Annotated in this window: 10 protein-coding genes; 8 read left to right on the forward strand and 2 right to left on the reverse strand. The window is 46.8% G+C overall.

Features of this window, described 5'->3' with window-relative positions:
• Positions 1 to 154: 154 nt before the first annotated feature.
• Together L3V32_RS14950 and L3V32_RS14955 are read right to left on the reverse strand one after the other, a co-directional pair.
• Positions 155 to 1903: a diguanylate cyclase domain-containing protein gene (locus L3V32_RS14950; protein WP_114323158.1), complete on the reverse strand. Its 1749-nt coding sequence runs from the start codon at positions 1901 to 1903 to the stop codon at positions 155 to 157.
• Positions 1904 to 1938: 35 nt separating this feature from the next.
• On the reverse strand, positions 1939 to 2898 hold the full coding sequence (locus tag L3V32_RS14955; protein WP_114323157.1) for a TIGR01212 family radical SAM protein: 960 nt from the start codon (positions 2896 to 2898) through the stop codon (positions 1939 to 1941).
• A gap of 552 nt (positions 2899 to 3450) precedes the next feature.
• Between L3V32_RS14955 and gltB (L3V32_RS14960) the strand changes: the two genes are divergently transcribed.
• From gltB (L3V32_RS14960) to btuF, 8 genes are all read left to right on the forward strand, one after another.
• On the forward strand, positions 3451 to 8001 hold the full coding sequence (gene gltB / locus L3V32_RS14960) for a glutamate synthase large subunit (RefSeq protein WP_237284622.1): 4551 nt from the start codon (positions 3451 to 3453) through the stop codon (positions 7999 to 8001).
• Positions 8001 to 9470, forward strand: a complete 1470-nt coding sequence (locus L3V32_RS14965; RefSeq protein WP_237284623.1) for a glutamate synthase subunit beta — start codon at positions 8001 to 8003, stop codon at positions 9468 to 9470. The genes gltB (L3V32_RS14960) and L3V32_RS14965 overlap by 1 nt, the downstream gene beginning before the upstream one ends.
• Positions 9471 to 9921: 451 nt before the next feature.
• Positions 9922 to 14385, forward strand: a complete 4464-nt coding sequence (gene gltB, locus L3V32_RS14970) for a glutamate synthase large subunit (RefSeq protein ID WP_237284624.1) — start codon at positions 9922 to 9924, stop codon at positions 14383 to 14385.
• Between the two features lie 20 nt (positions 14386 to 14405).
• On the forward strand, positions 14406 to 15818 hold the full coding sequence (locus tag L3V32_RS14975) for an FAD-dependent oxidoreductase (RefSeq protein ID WP_005396322.1): 1413 nt from the start codon (positions 14406 to 14408) through the stop codon (positions 15816 to 15818).
• Between the two features lie 91 nt (positions 15819 to 15909).
• A complete protein-coding gene (locus tag L3V32_RS14980; RefSeq protein ID WP_237284625.1) occupies positions 15910 to 16338 on the forward strand; it encodes a DUF1499 domain-containing protein in 429 nt (142 codons plus the stop codon).
• A 63-nt stretch (positions 16339 to 16401) separates the two neighbouring features.
• Positions 16402 to 17097, forward strand: coding sequence for a 5'-methylthioadenosine/S-adenosylhomocysteine nucleosidase (gene mtnN, locus L3V32_RS14985; RefSeq protein ID WP_005396324.1), 696 nt, complete (start codon positions 16402 to 16404; stop codon positions 17095 to 17097).
• Positions 17098 to 17108: 11 nt separating this feature from the next.
• A complete protein-coding gene (locus L3V32_RS14990; RefSeq protein ID WP_237284626.1) occupies positions 17109 to 18062 on the forward strand; it encodes a cobalamin biosynthesis family protein in 954 nt (317 codons plus the stop codon).
• Positions 18062 to 18886, forward strand: coding sequence for a vitamin B12 ABC transporter substrate-binding protein BtuF (gene btuF, locus L3V32_RS14995; protein ID WP_012842144.1), 825 nt, complete (start codon positions 18062 to 18064; stop codon positions 18884 to 18886). Before L3V32_RS14990 ends, btuF begins: the two co-directional genes overlap by 1 nt.
• Positions 18887 to 18952: the final 66 nt, after the last annotated feature.

Raw genomic sequence — 18952 nt, forward strand, 5'->3', positions numbered from 1 at the left:
TGATTAGTGAAAAATACGTAGTGCGAACTGCGGCTGCTAAACAAGATAAAAAGATAAGTTAACCAACGAACGCACAGGCTTCGGTAAGTTTAACGTGTTTAATACGGCGATTTAAACAATCAGCTATCAACTTAGAGCAAGCGGTCACAAAGCGTTAGTAAGAACTGGGGTGAATACAGGTGCGATTACGTCCATCCGCTTTGGCTTGGTATAGCGCACTGTCAGCCATGGCAATACCCATTTCCGGTTCATCACCATGTTGAGGAATATAAGAGACAAGACCGATACTGACCGTGAGACGTTCCGATGCTTCTGAGCTGTCGTGCTCCATATCGAGTTGTCGAATTTTTTCATGAATACGCTGCGCTACATTGCTCGCGCCTTCCGTTGTGGTATTCGGCAGGATAAAACCAAACTCCTCACCACCATAACGCGCAACACAATCCGAAGAGCGATTGATGACTTTTGTGAATACGGTAGCAACACTGACCAATGCTTCATCACCTTGCTGATGGCCGTAACAGTCGTTGTAATCTTTGAAAAAGTCGATGTCACACAACATGATAGTGAGCGGCAGCTTTTCGCGGGTATGGTGGTACCATAGTACCTGCAGTTGTTCATCGAAGCGGCGTCGGTTCGATACCTGAGTTAAGCTATCCATAAAGCTCAACTTTTCTAACTCTAAATTGGCTCTCTCCAACTTTTGTTCGGCAAGGTAACGTTCAGAAATATCACGCGCCATGATCAGCACACCATTCGTTCCTGAAGCTTTATCTTTAAAGGGCGATTTCACCACATCAAACCACGTACTTTTGCCATCACTGCTAACGACTTTATCTATGTATCGGACAGGCTCTGACTGACGCAATGCATCTAAATCACTAGCAGCTAAGCGAGCGTACATCTCTTCAGGAATGACATCTTGAAGTCGCTTACCGATCAAATCAGACACGTCTGAAATACCTAATGCATTAACGAACGGTTTATTACACGCTTGATAGACCATATTCTCATTGAATATACCGATAGAGTCAGGGCTAGCGTCAAGAATAGTTTGTAAGATGGTATCCCTTTGCGCCAATGCAACTTCTGTATCTTTACGACGCTCCATTTCATCTCTCAGGTTTTGCTGCATTTTGTGCCACTCGGTCACATCATGACTAATGGATAATGTACCGATCAGCTCACCACTCGGTGACACAAGGGAATTTTGATTCACTTCCAATAAGCAACTGCGACCTTGTGGATCCGTCGTCCACTTGCGCTCACTCTTTCTGCTAGCCTCACCCATGGAAACCTTTGATGCGCAGGCTTCTTCCCTTCGCCCTTCCCAAAATTGATCAAATGCTCGGTTCGTCGTTAATAAATTCCCTTGGCGATCTTGGGTACAAATTAACTCAGAGAGTGAGTCTAGTGCCGAACGAGCAATCGTTAATTGCGCAAGCTCTTGTTGCTGCTCTTGATGAGTGGCTTGATATGGCTGCGCGTAGATGATCCAAACACGGTGATTGCGCAGCAAACTCTTTCTTCCTGACAACTCCACCTTGATAGATTCGCTTTCAGATAAGCGCCAATCAAATACCTGCTGGCTAAAATGACGACTAGAGACACTGTCGAGAAACGACTCAAGCTCACGAATATCGAATAAAGCGGGATACAAATATCCCGTACCTAAAGAGCGAATACCTAATAACTGCATCGCAGCTTGGTTAGATAACAAGATCTGAGCATGGCCACTATCCAGCACTATGACTGGATAGGGTGAATCCGTTACGAGTTGCTTAAGTGATGTTTGAAAGTGCAAATAGATCAGTGCTAACGCGCACACGCTAGCAATTAATAACAAGACGACATAGCCATAACCGCCTTGACCATCCCAAAGCCAATTGAGTAACTGATCCATCGTTTAAACCTTTAAAGAAAACTGGTTAAAATATATCAGTTATTTATTGAGCGATCTGCTATTAATTCCGGTTTAGTATAGATAAAAGCGTTTCCCGTTAGGCTTCCTTGAGCACCATGTTCACTGAGGGCTCGACCAATTTCAGTCATCGCCAGCCAGCGATTTTCACACCACAGTGGCGATAATAAGGTAGGTCTACGAGCTGCTGATGAAACGCGATGGTAAATCACGTCCGGTGGCGTCATACGAATCATCTCACTGGCAATTGCGACATATTCTTCTAGCTCTTGCGCCTCTAATCGTCCTGCACGCCACGCTTTCGCCATGGTGCTGCCTTCCACAATATGCAAGCCATGTAACTTAATGCCATCCGTGCCCACGGCTAACACTTTTTGTAGCGTCTCAATATTATCGTCGCGGCTTTCTTTCGGTAATCCAACAATTAAATGAGTACAGACTTTAATACCTAGCGCACGCGCACGCTTGGTGATCTCGGCATAACATTCGAAATCATGACCGCGATTGATGCGCTTAAGGGTGTCGTTATTAGCGGTTTGAAGCCCTAACTCTAGCCAAATTTCATAACCTTGCTGTACATAGTCAGACAGCAAATCTAATACGGCATCAGGCACGCAATCTGGACGAGTCCCGACACACAATCCCACAATATCAGCCGCTTTTAGTGCTTCTTCATACATATTTTTCAGCACTTGCACTTCCGCATAAGTACTGGTGTAAGCCTGAAAATAAGCGAGATACTTCTTCGCTCGATGAATTTCGCCCGCACGATCTTTCAACTGATCGTGAATACTCTTTATCTGTACTTCTTCATCCGCAAACGAAGCCACATTACAAAAAGTACATCCTCCCCGACCAATCGTGCCATCTCGGTTAGGGCAACTAAATCCACCGTGCAACGTTAGTTTATGGACTTTTTCACCGTATCGACGCTGAAGATCTTGGCCGATTGTATTGACCAACTCATGTAACTGCATAAATTCTCACCAACAATGAACCGTAATCAATCTCACTACGATCTGTGTAAATAAATTACATCCCTGCAAGAAAAAACACACAATACTAGTCAATTCAAACAAACATCATACGGCTCAAAATCAATAAACCTGCATAAATACAGATAAAAAACGTTCATGTTGCGTAAATGTTAAACTAAAAATGCATAATTAAACGAAAAAATTGGGTCACAACGTCGACTTTTTCATTGCATTCTGAAGTGACAAAATTGTAGGATACTTACACAACCCCGTTATTTTTGTGACTTTTATTACAAAGTACACTGCGGGATTTGTCGGTGTTATCCCACTCCTACCTATATAAATCACTAAATAGTGGCAATAAATAAAGGGATACCACCAAGGATTGTTTTTCTCGCAAAACTTTTCCTGCGAGATACGGAAAGGAATCAAGATCGGTCAACCTAGATCGGTGGCGATAATAAATATAAAGGACAAGACGTAATCAATGGTCTAGGTGGCATTTGCCTGCCTGGTGCTTTTGCGTCGACATTGAACTGGAAGGATGTATCTATGGTAGATAGAGAGCAAAATCCACAGGGTCTATATACTCCTGAATTGGAGCATGACGCGTGTGGTATCGGTTTTGTTGCTCACCTTAAAAACCGTAAATCTCATGAAGTAGTGACTCAAGCATTGGATATGCTAGCTCGCATGGAGCACCGTGGTGGTCAAGGTTGTGATCCATGCAGCGGTGATGGTGCGGGTATCTTGCTACAAAAACCTCATGAATTCCTATTAGAAGAGGCCGTTAAGCTCGGCATTAAACTACCTTCATTTGAAAAGTATGGTGTGGGTGTCGTACTTTTCCCGAAAGACGAATACAAACGCGAGCAATGCCGTGACATTCTAGAACGCAACGCTCAGCGTCTAGACCTTGAAGTTATTGGCTACCGCGTTTTGCCAACCGATAACTCGATGATCGGTGCCGACCCGCTAAGCACAGAACCTCAGTTTGAGCATGTGTTTATCTCTGGTGGTCCAGGTATCACACCTGAAGAGCTAGAGCGCAAACTGTACGTACTTCGTAACTACACTGTACGTGTTTGCCTAGAAAGCGTTTCGAACATTGGTGATGACTTCTACATTAACTCAATGTCTTACAAGACATTGGTGTACAAAGGTCAGTTAACGACCGAGCAAGTCCCTCAGTACTTCCTTGATCTGCAAAACCCGACCATGGTGACCGCACTGGCACTGGTACACTCTCGCTTCTCTACCAACACCTTCCCGAAATGGCGTCTTGCACAGCCTTTCCGTTACATTGCCCACAACGGTGAAATCAATACAGTTCGAGGTAACTTGAACTGGATGAAAGCCCGTGAGGCGATCATTGAATCCGATCTATTTACCCAAGCTGAAATCGACATGCTGCTTCCTATTTGTCAAGAAGGCAGTTCGGATTCATCTAACTTTGATATGGCACTTGAGCTCCTAGTTCTTTCTGGTCGCAGCCTGCCACACGCATTGATGATGATGATTCCGGAAGCATGGCAAGAAAACAAAAACATGGATCCTAAGCGTCGCGCGTTCTATCAGTACCATGCGAACATCATGGAACCATGGGATGGCCCTGCTTCAGTATGTTTTACTGATGGCGTTCAAGTTGGTGCAACACTCGACCGTAACGGTTTGCGCCCTTCTCGCTACACAGTGACCAAAGACAACTTCCTAGTGATGGCATCTGAATCTGGTGTTGTGGATATTGAACCAGAGAACGTTGAGTTCCGCGGTCGTCTACAACCAGGTCGCATCTTCGTTGCAGACTTAGAGCAAGGTCGCATCATCTCTGATGAAGAAGTGAAAGACACCATCGCAACGGCACAGCCTTACGAAAAGTGGGTAGAAGAAAACCTACTAAGCTTGAAGAAGCTGCCAGATGCGAGCAACCAATTCAGCCAACCTAAGCCAGAACATCTTCTACACCGCCAACAAGCGTTTGGCGTAAGTACTGAAGAAGTGAACGAAATCATCGTTCCAATGGCAAATGAAGGTAAAGAGCCATTATCAGCCATGGGTGCCGACTGGCCTCTTGCAGTGCTATCTCATCAGTCGCAACATCTTTCAAACTACTTCAAGCAACTGTTTGCACAGGTAACTAACCCACCGATCGATCCGATCCGTGAGCGTATGGTGATGTCGCTGAACACTTACTTGGGTAAAGACCAAAACCTTCTGACTGAAACACCACTTCACTGTCAGAAAGTAGAATTGGAATCGCCTGTTCTGGCGAACTCTGAGCTTGAGAAACTGCGTGCTATTGACAACGAGCATCTTCAGGCGAAGACACTGGATATCGTATTCCAAGCCAGTGAAGACCAAGGCAAGCTTGAGCGCGCACTAAAACGTATCTGCCAATACGCAGAAGATGCGGTTATTGATGGTTACTCAATCATCCTGCTAACTGACCGTGCAGTGAACTCAAACCACGCGGCGATCCCAGCAATGCTGGCAGTTGGCGCAGTACATCACCACCTGATCCGTAAAGGCCTACGTGCGAAGTGTGACATCGTGGTTGAAACCGGTGACGCGCGTGAAACGCACCACTTTGCAACCCTTATTGGCTATGGTGCAAATGCGGTTAACCCTTACCTAGTTATCGAAACTATCATTGAACTACAACGCACGAAGAAGCTGGATCCAGAAGCGAACCCTCGTGATCTGTTCAACAACTACCGTAAAGCGATCAATGGCGGTCTTCTGAAGATCTTCTCGAAGATGGGTATCTCAACCCTGCAGTCGTACCACGGTGCGCAAATCTTCGAAGCCTTAGGTATTCATAAGTCAGTGGTAGACAAGTACTTCACAGGTACAGTTTCTCGTATCCAAGGTCTCACCCTTGACGATATTGCTAAAGAAGTGCTCGTTCGTCACCGCATCGGTTATCCACAACGCGAAATCCCAATTCAAATGCTGGATGTGGGTGGTGTTTACCAATGGAAACAGCGTGGCGAGAAGCACCTCTTCAACCCAGAAACCATTTCTCTACTACAAGAGTCTACGCGCAATAAGAACTACGATCAGTTCAAGCAGTACGCGACAGCAGTCGATAAACAAGGTGACAACGCGGTAACTCTGCGTAGCCAGCTTGAGTTTATTAAGAACCCAGCCGGCTCTGTCTCTATCGACGAAGTCGAGCCAATTGAAAGCATCGTGAAACGCTTCGCGACGGGTGCTATGTCATTCGGTTCTATTTCTTACGAAGCACACTCCACACTAGCTGTTGCGATGAACCGTCTTGGCGCGAAATCCAACTCTGGTGAAGGTGGTGAAGACCCAATGCGTTTCGAGCGCAAAGAGAACGGCGATTGGGAACGCTCTGCAATCAAGCAGGTAGCTTCGGGTCGTTTCGGCGTAACCTCTTACTACCTAACCAACGCTGATGAGCTACAAATCAAGATGGCTCAAGGTGCGAAACCAGGTGAAGGTGGTCAGCTACCAGGCGATAAAGTAGATGACTGGATCGGTGCTACACGTCACTCAACTCCGGGCGTCGGTCTTATCTCGCCGCCACCACACCACGATATCTACTCAATCGAAGATTTGGCTCAGCTTATCTACGATTTGAAGAACGCGAACCGCGCGGGTCGTGTAAACGTGAAGCTGGTATCGGAAGCTGGCGTAGGTACGATCGCTTCTGGTGTTGCTAAAGCGAAAGCGGACGTTGTACTTATCGCAGGTTTCGACGGCGGAACTGGTGCATCACCAATGTCTTCAATCCGTCATACTGGTCTTCCTTGGGAACTTGGCTTGGCAGAAACACACCAAACCCTACTGAAGAACGGTCTACGTAACCGTATCGTGGTTCAAGCGGACGGTCAGATGAAGACACCTCGTGACCTTGCTGTGGCAACACTACTAGGTGCAGAAGAATGGGGCGTAGCAACCGCAGCATTGGTGGTTGAAGGTTGTATCATGATGCGTAAGTGTCATAAGAACACCTGTCCTGTTGGTATCGCAACTCAGAACAAGACGCTTCGCGAGCGCTTTGATGGTCGCGTAGAAGACGTCGTAACCTTCTTCCAATACATGGCACAAGGTCTACGTGAAATCATGGCTGAACTTGGCTTCCGCACTATTGATGAGATGGTCGGTCAAGGTCAGAAGCTGAAGATTCGCCAAGACGTTTCTCACTGGAAATACAAGAACCTAGATCTGTCTCCTGTTCTACACGTTGAACAACCACGTGAGTCAGACGGTATCCATAACCAAACGCAACAGAACCACAATCTGGAATCGGTACTAGACCGTAAGCTGATTCAAGCGGCGATTCCTGCTCTCGAGAAAGGCGAGGCGGTGAATGCCGAATTCCCTATCGTCAACACTGACCGTTCTGCGGGCACCATGCTGTCGAACGAAATCTCGAAAGTGTATAAAGATGCGGGTCTACCTCAGCCAATGAACGTGAAGTTCAAAGGTTCAGCGGGTCAGTCATTCGGCGCATTCCTAGCTAAGGGCGTGAAGTTCGAAGTAGAAGGCGACGCGAACGACTACTGGGGTAAAGGCTTATCTGGCGGTACGTTAGTACTTTACCCAGATGCGAAATCAAGCATTGTCGCAGAAGATAACATCGTGGTTGGTAACGTGTGTTTCTACGGTGCCACTTCGGGTGAGTCTTTCATTCGCGGTATGGCTGGCGAACGTTTCTGTGTTCGTAACTCAGGCGCGAAAGTAGTAGTAGAAGGCGTCGGTGACCACGGTTGTGAATACATGACGGGCGGTGCAGCAATTATCCTTGGTTCAACAGGTCGTAACTTTGCCGCAGGTATGAGTGGCGGCGTGGCTTACGTATGGGATAAATCAGGCGACTTTGAGTCGAAACTGAACCCAGAGTTAGTAGACCTAGATCCAATCGAGCAAGAAGACAGAGATCTATTACTCGACATGCTAACTAAGCATGTTCAATTCACAGGAAGTGAAGTCGCTCAGTCTTTCCTAGACAACTTTGAAGCAAGCCTAGCCTCTATGGTTAAGGTAATGCCGCGTGACTATAAAGCGGTGCTTCAAAAGCGTAAAGCTGAAGCACAGTCTCAAGGAAACGAAACTCAAGTGGAGGCCGTATAATGGGTAAGCCTACTGGATTTTTAGAGCATGGTCGTGAACTACCACAGAAGATCGACCCAGCTGAACGCATCAAGAACAACAAAGAGTTCGTTCTGAACGAGGAGTTTGGTGACAAGATCAATACTCAAGCGTCTCGTTGTATGGATTGTGGTGTGCCGTTTTGTCATAACGGCTGCCCTATCGGTAACATCATCCCAGAGTTTAACGATGCGGTTTATCGTGATAGCTGGGAAGAAGCATGGAACATTCTAAGCTCAACCAATAACTTCCCAGAGTTCACTGGTCGTGTTTGCCCTGCTCCATGTGAAAGTGCTTGTGTACTTGGCATCAACCAAGACCCAATCACTATCTGTAATATCGAGAAAACCATCGTAGAAACGGCGTATCGTGAAGGGTACGCCAAGCCAAAAACGCCACGTTCTCGCACTGGTAAAACGGTGGCGATCATTGGATCTGGACCTGCTGGTCTTGCGGCTGCTGAGCAGCTAAACAGCGCAGGCCATACCGTGACAGTATTCGAGCGAGACGAGAAGGTTGGTGGTCTGCTGCGTTTCGGTATTCCAGATTTTAAACTGAGCATGGAAGTCATTGATCGTAAGATCAATCTAATGGCAGAAGCTGGCGTTGAGTTTAAAGTAAACCAACACGTCGGTGTTGATGTAAATGCTCAGCAACTGCGTCAAGAGTTCGATGTGGTTCTACTGACGGGTGGCTCAACGGTTCCACGTGATTTGCCAGTTCCGGGTCGTGAGCTCAAAGGCGTTCACTTCGCAATGGAATTCCTAGGTCAAAACAACCGACGTGCAAATAACATGGACCTGAAAACGGAAGAGATTCACGCAAAAGGTAAACATGTGGTTGTCATTGGTGGTGGTGATACTGGTTCAGACTGTGTAGGTACGTCAAACCGTCACGGCGCAGCAAGCGTAACTCAAGTGGAAATCATGCCGATTCCACCAGAGAAGCGCCCAGCCAATATGCCTTGGCCTCAATACCCAATGATCCTACGTACTTCGAGCTCTCATGAAGAAGGTGTCGATCGTCACTGGAACATCCTGACCAAAGAGTTCATCGGAAATGACAAAGGTGAAGTCACAGGCCTTCGTCTTGCTGATATCGTTTGGCAAGATGCAAAACCAGGCGAGCGCCCAAGTTTCAAAGAAGTAGAAGGCAGCGAGCGAGTGATCCCATGTGATATGGCATTCCTAGCAATGGGCTTCTTACACCCAGAACCTACAGGCGTGCTTGCTCAACTGGATATCGCGCTAGATGATCGCGGTAACGTAGCAACTCAAGGTTTTGCTACTAACCAAGAAGGCGTATTTGCTGCTGGTGATATGCGAACAGGCCAATCTTTGGTGGTTCGTTGTATCAACGAAGGTCGCGAATGTGCTCGTGCTATCGATGACTACCTAATGGATGGCACAAACCTAGAAGCAAAAGCAGATTCACTGATGCTTTCTGCTTAACGGAAGTATTCACGCTTCCCTCTTTCAATGCCATAAATAGCCATCAGCGATATCGATGGCTATTAGCAAAGAAAGAAAACAATTCCTTCCAATCTTTCTATTTTGACCAGCATTTTATGCTGGTCTTTTTTATTTCCCACAGAATCAAATGTTACTTTTTTGTAACAATCAATTTTCTATCTATTTGAAATCATTAAACTATTTTAGCTTATTAAATGGTAAATCGCATATTCACGTGATTATCCACTAATAACTTGACCTTTTTTACAATAAGCTATAGCTTGTGAAGTTGATGAAAATAAAACACTCAAAAAATGTTAAATATTTCACAGCTTTTATTGAATAAATACACATAAAACCATAAAAGATGATGCATATTTAGTCATCACGATCAACGTAAGCAGTGTTGATATATCTGTCGGGATGACGGATAAGCAAAGGGAGAATTGCAATGGCTCTTTATGATCCAAGTCTTGAGAAAGACAACTGTGGATTTGGCTTGATCGCGCATATGGAAGGCGAACAAAGCCACAAGCTGGTTCGTACAGCAATTTCTGCACTTGACCGAATGACCCACCGTGGTGGTATTGCCGCCGATGGTAAAACCGGTGATGGTTGTGGTCTTCTATTACAAAAGCCCGATTCCTATTTACGTCTTATTGCCGAAGAAAATGGTTTCAACCTTGGCAAGCAATACGCCGTAGGGATGATTTTCTTCAACCAAGATCCGGTCAAAGCTCAACTCGCTAAAGACATCGTCAACAGAGAACTTGCGCAAGAGACGCTAACAGTGGCCGGTTGGCGTGAAGTACCAACTAATTCAGAAGTACTCGGCCCAATCGCCGCCGATTCACTTCCAGACATTCAACAAGTCTTTATCTCTGCTCCGGCAGGTTGGCGCGAACGTGACATTGAGCGTCGTCTCTACATCGCACGTCGTCGCATCGAGAAACAAATCACCGAAGACCCTGACTTCTACATCTGTAGCTTGTCGACACAAGTTTTGGTGTATAAAGGCTTGTGCATGCCTGCGGACTTACCGCGCTTCTATCTTGATCTTGCTGATCTACGCATGGAATCTGCTATCTGCCTTTTCCACCAGCGTTTTTCTACCAACACTCAACCGCGTTGGCCATTGGCTCAGCCGTTCCGCTATCTTGCTCATAACGGTGAGATCAACACCATTGAAGGTAACCGCCAATGGGCGCGCGCGCGCGCTTACAAGTTCTCGTCACCACTGCTGCCCGATCTTCAAACTGCAGCACCATTTGTGAACGAGACCGGTTCAGACTCCTCCAGCTTAGATAATATGCTGGATCTCTTCTTAGCTGGCGGCATGGATATCTTCCGTGCCATGCGTATGCTTGTGCCGCCTGCATGGCAAAACCACCCAGATATGGATCCGGATCTGCGGGCGTTTTACGACTTCAACTCCAAACACATGGAACCATGGGATGGTCCTGCAGGTATCGTACTGTCCGATGGTCGTTATGCTGCTTGTAACCTAGACCGAAATGGTCTGCGTCCTGCACGTTATGTAATTACCAAAGACAAGTTGATCACTCTGGCATCTGAGGTAGGGATTTGGAATTACGCCCCAGATGAAGTTGCCGAAAAAGGGCGTGTAGGGCCGGGTGAATTGCTCGTCATCGACACTCGTAAAGGTAAGCTTTGGCAGTCTAGCGAGATCGATAATGATCTGAAATCTCGTCACCCTTATCGCGAATGGATGGAAAACAACGTTCGCAAACTCACACCATTTTCTCAGCTACCTGAGGATCAAGTAGGCGAGCGCAGCTTTGATGAAGACTTACTTAAGACTTATCAAAAGCAATTCGCGATGACGAACGAAGAAGTCGACCAAGTTCTGCGTGTACTCGGAGAAATGGGCCAAGAAGCCGTTGGTTCTATGGGTGACGATACTCCAATGGCAGTGCTCTCCTCAAAAGAGCGCTTGGTAACTGACTACTTCCGCCAGAAGTTCGCTCAGGTCACCAATCCACCGATCGATCCACTGCGTGAAAAACACGTGATGTCACTGGCAACCAGTATCGGTAAGGAAATGAATGTCTTCTGTGAAACCGATGGCCACGCGCATCGCGTAACATTTGATTCGCCTGTACTGCTTTATTCAGACATGCAGCAACTGCTCGAGCTTGGTGACGATCACTACCGTAATACCATTCTAGATATCAACTACGACCCACAAGAGAAAGATCTTAAACAAGCCATTAATGATCTCTGTGAGCAAGCAGAGCAAGTCGTACGTGAAGGCACGGTTTTAGTGGTACTTTCAGATCGCGCTTTGGTCAAAGGCAAGTTACCAATTCCAGCGGCAATGGCAGTCGGCGCCGTTCAAACTCGTTTGATTGATGCGAACTTACGTTGCGATGCCAACATTGTAGTCGAAACCGCAACTGCACGTGACCCACACCAATTTGCTGTCTTGCTTGGCTTTGGCGCCACTGCAATTTACCCATACCTAGCTTATGAAGCACTAGGCAAACTGATTGATGATAAAGCGCTAGAAAAAGACTATCGCGATGTGATGCAAAATTACCAATACGGCATCAACAAAGGCCTGTACAAGATCATGTCGAAAATGGGGATCTCAACCATCGCCTCTTACCGCTGCTCACAACTGTTTGAAGCAGTTGGCTTGAGCCAAGATGTGGTCGACCAGTGTTTTAAAGGCGTCACAACTCGTATTGAAGGCGCAAATTTTGACGACTTCCAGCAAGATCTTACAAACTTATCTCGCAAAGCATGGGCGAAACGTAAATCGATTGATCATGGCGGCTTGTTAAAGTATGTCCATGGAGGTGAGTATCATGCTTACAACCCGGATGTTGTCGGCACGCTGCAACAGGCCGTTAAATCTGGCGAAAGTAACGACTATCAGAGCTTTGCTAAGCAGGTAAACCAACGCCCTGTTGCCATGCTGCGTGACTTAATGTCGCTGAAAAAATCAGACTCACCGCTGCCACTTGAGCAAATAGAGCCGAAAACCGAACTGTTCAAACGCTTCGACTCTGCGGCCATGTCCATTGGCGCACTTAGCCCTGAAGCGCATGAAGCACTCGCGACTGCGATGAACCGTCTTGGTGGCTATTCAAACTCCGGTGAAGGCGGTGAAGATCCTCGCCGTTTCGGCACTGAACGTAACTCGCGCATCAAGCAAATTGCTTCAGGCCGATTTGGTGTAACACCTCATTACCTGACGAATGCGGATGTACTACAAATCAAGGTAGCGCAAGGAGCTAAACCAGGTGAAGGTGGTCAGCTACCAGGACACAAAGTCACCGCTGAAATCGCAAAGCTGCGTTATTCGGTACAAGGCGTGACTCTGATCTCCCCTCCTCCGCACCACGATATTTATTCAATTGAAGATTTGGCCCAGCTGATCTTCGACCTTAAACAAGTCAACCCGAATGCGCTGGTTTCGGTAAAACTCGTCTCCGAGCCAGGTGTCGGCACCATCGCAACGGGCGTAGCCAAGGCTTACGCTGATCTTATTACCATTTCGGGTTACGACGGTGGTACCGCAGCAAGCCCATTAACTTCGGTAAAATACGCTGGTAGCCCTTGGGAGTTGGGGTTGGCAGAGACACAACAAGCACTGGTTGCTAATGGTCTGCGTCATAAGATCCGCCTACAGGTAGACGGTGGTCTAAAGACTGGTTTAGACGTGGTTAAAGCCGCAATTTTAGGTGCAGAAAGCTTCGGATTTGGTACCGCGCCAATGGTTGCTATGGGTTGTAAGTTCCTGCGAATTTGTCACCTCAACAACTGTGCAACAGGGGTTGCGACTCAAGACGAAACGCTGCGTAAAGAGTACTTCAAAGGCTTACCTGAAATGGTGATGAACTACTTCACCGGGCTGGCAGAAGAAGTGCGCGAGCTGCTTTCTGAGCTAGGCGTTGAAAAACTGACGGACTTGATTGGTCGTACCGATTTACTTGAAGCAGTAGAAGGCTTTACCGCGAAGCAAACCAAATTGGATCTATCCAACATTCTAGAAGCTCCCGTCTCGCCTGAAGGTCATCCGCTGTTTTGGACGGAACCAAATAAACCGTTTGATAAAGCTGAGCTCAATCAAAAGATCATTGATGATGCCATGCATGCAGTAGAAAACAGCCAATCGGCAAGTTTCTTCTACAATGTCATCAACACTGATCGTTCTGTGGGTGCACGCTTATCTGGAGAAATAGCGAAGCGCTATGGCAACCAAGGTTTGGCGGCTTCCCCTATCAAAATCTATCTTGACGGCACTGCCGGCCAGTCGTTTGGCGTTTGGAATGCGGGTGGCGTAGAGCTTTACCTCACAGGTGATGCGAATGACTACGTAGGGAAAGGCATGGCAGGCGGCAAGATCGCCATTAAGCCTCACTTAGGTACAGCGTTCAAGTGTCATGAAGCCACCATTATTGGTAACACGTGTTTGTACGGCGCAACGGGCGGTAAACTGTTCGCAGCAGGTAAAGCGGGTGAGCGTTTTGGGGTACGTAACTCAGGTACGATTGCCGTCATTGAAGGAGCTGGCGATAACGCTTGTGAGTACATGACAGGCGGTATTGTTGCCATTCTAGGCGCAACAGGCGTGAACTTTGGTGCAGGTATGACCGGAGGCTTTGCCTATGTTCTGGATGAAAACCAGAGCTTTGAAGGTCGAGTCAATACTGAATCTGTCGAAGCCATTTCATTGTCCGATCTATACATCCACCAAGAGCATTTGCGCGGGCTGATTGCGGAACACCTTGAAGAAACAGGGTCGAGCCACGCAGAAAATATTTTGGCGAACTTTGATGAATGGATTCCAAAGTTCTATTTGGTGAAACCACAAGCGGCAGATCTTCGCACGCTACTTGGTCACCAGAGCCGCAGTGCTGCAGAGCTGCGTGTTCAAGCACAGTAATCATGGAGGATGTTTGAATCATGAGCCAGAACGTTTATCAATTTATCGATGTGCAGCGTGTAGATCCTGCGAAAAAGCCTATCAAAGTTCGTAAGATCGAGTTCGTTGAAATCTATGAACCGTTTACTAAGCAGCAGGCGACTGCACAAGCGGATCGCTGCTTAGATTGTGGCAACCCATATTGTGAATGGAAATGCCCAGTCCACAACTACATCCCTCAATGGTTAAAACTTGCCAATGAAGGTCGTATTCTTGAAGCGGTTGAACTATCGCATCAAACCAATAGTTTACCTGAAGTATGTGGACGCGTTTGTCCTCAAGACCGTCTATGTGAAGGTTCATGCACGCTTAATGATGACTTTGGTGCCGTCACCATCGGTAATATAGAAAAGTACATTACCGACAAAGCCTTTGAAATGGGCTGGAAGCCAGATATGTCCAAGGTGGAGTGGACCGATAAAAAGGTCGCAATCATTGGAGCTGGCCCAGCAGGCTTGGCAGCCGCTGATATCCTAGTGCGCAATGGCGTTAAGCCAGTCGTGTTTGACCGCTACCCGGAAATCGGCGGACTACTGACTTTCGGTATCCCTTCGTTCAAGCTTGAAAAAGGGGTAATGGAAAATCGTCGCCGTGTGTTCACTGAAATGGGCGTCGAGTTCCGCATGAACGTGGAAGTCGGTAAAGATGTACAAATGCAAGATCTAATCGATGAGTACGATGCCATTTTCTTAGGCGTTGGCACCTATAAATACATGCGTGCAGGACTAGAAAATGAGGATGCGCCGGGTGTGTATGACGCGCTGCCATTTTTAATTTCGAATACCTACAAAGTCATGGAGCTTGAGAACAACCAACCTTTTATCGACATGGCAGGAAAGAAAGTGGTCGTGCTTGGTGGTGGCGATACCGCAATGGACTGTGTACGAACCTCTATTCGCCAAGGAGCCTCCAACGTGATTTGTGCTTATCGTCGTGACGAAGCCAACATGCCAGGTTCACGTCGAGAAGTAAAAAACGCTAAAGAGGAAGGCGTGAAGTTCATGTTTAACCTGCAACCACTCGGTGTGGAGGTCGACGCCTCAGGTAACGTATCGGGCGTTAAAGTGGTAAAAACTGCTTTAGGTGAGCCCGATGATGCAGGTCGTCGCAGACCAGAACCAGTGGAAGGCAGTGAACATGTATTGCCTGCGGATGCCGTGATCATGGCATTTGGTTTCCAGCCACACAAAATGGACTGGTTGGAACCGTATGGTGTCGATCTAGACCAATGGGGACGTATCAAAGCACCTGTTGAGCAAGCGTTCATGTACCAAACCAGCAATGCGAAAATCTTCGCTGGCGGTGATGCGGTCCGTGGCTCAGACCTCGTCGTAACCGCCATTGATGAAGGGCGAAAAGCGGCAGAAGGCATTCTTGATTACCTAGAAGTCTAATCACAGCTAACATCACAAAAAGGATCCTATTATTGGATCCTTTTTCTTTTGTATCCATATAATTAGAAGCAAAATTATAAGAGTAAATACAATGAAAAAAGCCGCTCTCCTTTCCATCGCTTTACTCAGCCTTACAGCCTGCAGCCAAGGAGTCACCAGTATGCCAGATCGTTCTCAATCACCTTGTGGTGACAAACCAAATTGCGTTTCAACTCAGGACTCAAGAGACAAGTTTCAATTAGCACCTTTTTTGCTCACTGAGTCCGCAACGTTAGATGCCATTGAGCAAGCCGCGCTTCAACTTCCTGGCACCAAAACCGCGGTAAAAGAGGGTGATTACCTTCGGATAGAATGCACATCTAAAATCATGCGCTTCGTGGATGACCTCGAATTAAAAGTAGCAGGAGACAAACTGATTGTTCGCTCAGAGTCACGTGTGGGCTATTCTGACTTTGGCGTAAACAGAAAGCGCGCCGAACAATTACGAGAAAAGCTCACTCAAGCTAAGCTCATCAAATAGAAAACTGCTCACGGGGAGTGCTATACTCTCGGCCAACTAAAATATTTACCGAAAGAGAGTGTTATGAAAGTTGGTATCATCGGTGCGATGGAACAAGAAGTGACCATCCTGAAAGAAGCAATCACAAACTGCAAAACCGTAAATAAAGCAGGTTGTACGTTTTTCTCTGGTCAAATTAATGATGTAGAAGTAGTCGTACTACAATCAGGTATCGGTAAAGTTGCAGCTGCAGTAGGCACTACCATTCTTCTTGATGAATACCAGCCAGATGTTGTGATTAACACAGGCTCTGCTGGTGGCTTCGATTCAAGCCTAAATCTAGGTGATGTTGTTATCTCAACAGAAGTTCGTCATCACGATGCAGACGTGACCGCTTTTGGTTATGAAATTGGCCAAATGGCTGGCCAGCCTGCTGCATTCAAAGCGGATGAAAAGCTAATGGATTTAGCAGAAAAGGCACTAGCGCAAATGGAAAACACTCATGCAGTTCGCGGCCTGATCTGTACTGGTGATGCATTTGTTTGCACCGCTGAACGCCAAGAGTTTATTCGTAAGCACTTCCCATCCGTTATCGCGGTAGAAATGGAAGCATCTGCTATCGCTCAGACTTGTCACCAATTCAACACGCCGTTTGTTGTTGTGCGCGCAATCTCTGATGTCGCTGATAAAGAGTCACCAATGAGCTTTGATGAGTTCCTACCGCTAGCAGCAAAAAGCTCTTCTGAAATGGTATTCAAAATGCTGGAACTCATTAAGTAAACGACTCATTCATGGAAGATGTTTTTCAGTCATTTTATGCCAACGGTGCGCTCCTTATTATGTGGGGCGCACTGCTCTTTCACCTTATTTTACCAATCCCCCGTTCATCGCATCCCATCACTTTATGGCGAAAGTTAGCTGAGAACCTCGCCAACAAAGTAAACAATAATCATAGTTACTCACAGAGCCTGACCTCCGGCAGTCTTGCATTGGGCTTGATGCTATTGCCTTGCTTGATCTTGCTGATTGCCGTGGAGCCATTCGTTTGGCAAGTGCCTTTATACGAACTAGTGCTATTGATCATTGCTTTGGACTGGCGCAACAGCGAAGCCTTAACGAAACAACTCGTCACAAGTATGTCGAGAGAAGACAAAGCTCAGTGCCGACAATTACTAAGACCATACCTTAATCGCGATACTGACAGCCTCTCGAGCATCGGCATAGGTAAAGCAAGCTCAGAAGCTGTGATTATGGGATACAGCCGCAACGTAATCGGTGTGTTATTTTGGTACGCACTAGCAGGTGGTATTGGTGCGTTAATGTATCGACTAGCCACAGAGTTAGCTCGAGTTTGGTCCCCTAGCCGACGCCAATATTTGCCCTTTGGTAAACCTGCCGTTCAGCTGGTTGCCGCTCTGGATATTATTCCACTTCGTCTCTTTGCCATACTTTTAGCTGTAGGAAAGAACGTAAGCAATGTGCTTTCTGGTGTACAGCAACAAGCGAAGTCTTGGCCACTACCCGGGCCCGCCTGGGTGTTGTGTACCATCGGACACAAACTACAACTCTCTTTATGCGGCCCTGCTATCTATCAAGGTATACGTGCGGAACGCGCAAAAATCGGTGGACGAATCGCCCCATCGGCTATTCACCTTTCACAAATACATACGCTGCTCGTTTGGCGAGTCTTCGTTTGGATAGCTATCCAAAGTCTGCTTTTAGGAATGATTTATCAAGGATTATGATGAATAAACTATGCTTCGCATTAACGCTGTTTGTTTCGACAGCGACCTTCGCCCAAACACCAGCGCAACGCATTGTAAGTTTAGCTCCGCATGCCACTGAAATTGCCTTTGCGGCAGGGCTAGGAGACAAGCTTGTTGCTGTCAGCGAAATGAGTGATTATCCAGAGCAGGCAAAGCAGCTGGAAAGAGTCTCTAATTACCAAGGAATTAAATTAGAGCGCATTATTGCTCTTCAACCGGATTTAGTCATTGCTTGGCCGGCAGGAAACCCGGCAAAAGAGCTGGAGAAAATTAAACAGTTCGGCATTCCTATCTATTATTCCACTACAGGCTCACTGGAAGATATCGCCAATAATATCGAGCAGCTAAGCCAATACAGCGAAACCCCGCAAATAGGACAAAAGGCCGCTGAAGATTTTAGAACGCAACTGAATACACTAAAAGAGAAGTACAACACGCACGAGAAAGTTCGTTACTTTTATCAGTTGAGTGAAAAGCCTATCATCACTGTCGCCGGGAAGAACTGGCCAAGTGAAGTCTTTACTTTTTGCGGTGGTGAAAACATTTTCGCAGCATCCAGCGCGCCTTATCCTCAGGTCAGCATCGAGCAGGTCATCACTCGCCAACCAGAGGTTATTTTTACTTCTCGTCACGCAATGAGTAATGATGGTATGTGGGCAGAGTGGAGCAATGAGCTTCCCGCACTTAGAAATAAACACATCTGGTCTCTAAACTCAGATTGGATTAACCGCCCAACCCCACGCACACTAAATGCGATCACAGAAGTGTGTGAGCACTTTAAAAGCGTTCGTCAAAAACGCTAACGATTTCGTGGCAAATACCGTACAATTTCCGCCCATTTTTTCTCACACTATATAAAGGTACTAAGT

It is taken from the genome of Vibrio sp. J2-4 (assembly GCF_021728155.1).
Classification (GTDB): domain Bacteria; phylum Pseudomonadota; class Gammaproteobacteria; order Enterobacterales; family Vibrionaceae; genus Vibrio; species Vibrio diabolicus.

Coding starts and splice junctions, on each gene's coding strand:
- L3V32_RS14950 (WP_114323158.1), bottom strand. CDS start 1,903: ATGGATCAGTTACTCAATTGGCTTTGGGATGGTCAAGGCGGTTATGGC.
- L3V32_RS14955 (WP_114323157.1), bottom strand. CDS start 2,898: ATGCAGTTACATGAGTTGGTCAATACAATCGGCCAAGATCTTCAGCGT.
- gltB (WP_237284622.1), top strand. CDS start 3,451: ATGGTAGATAGAGAGCAAAATCCACAGGGTCTATATACTCCTGAATTG.
- L3V32_RS14965 (WP_237284623.1), top strand. CDS start 8,001: ATGGGTAAGCCTACTGGATTTTTAGAGCATGGTCGTGAACTACCACAG.
- gltB (WP_237284624.1), top strand. CDS start 9,922: ATGGCTCTTTATGATCCAAGTCTTGAGAAAGACAACTGTGGATTTGGC.
- L3V32_RS14975 (WP_005396322.1), top strand. CDS start 14,406: ATGAGCCAGAACGTTTATCAATTTATCGATGTGCAGCGTGTAGATCCT.
- L3V32_RS14980 (WP_237284625.1), top strand. CDS start 15,910: ATGAAAAAAGCCGCTCTCCTTTCCATCGCTTTACTCAGCCTTACAGCC.
- mtnN (WP_005396324.1), top strand. CDS start 16,402: ATGAAAGTTGGTATCATCGGTGCGATGGAACAAGAAGTGACCATCCTG.
- L3V32_RS14990 (WP_237284626.1), top strand. CDS start 17,109: ATGGAAGATGTTTTTCAGTCATTTTATGCCAACGGTGCGCTCCTTATT.
- btuF (WP_012842144.1), top strand. CDS start 18,062: ATGAATAAACTATGCTTCGCATTAACGCTGTTTGTTTCGACAGCGACC.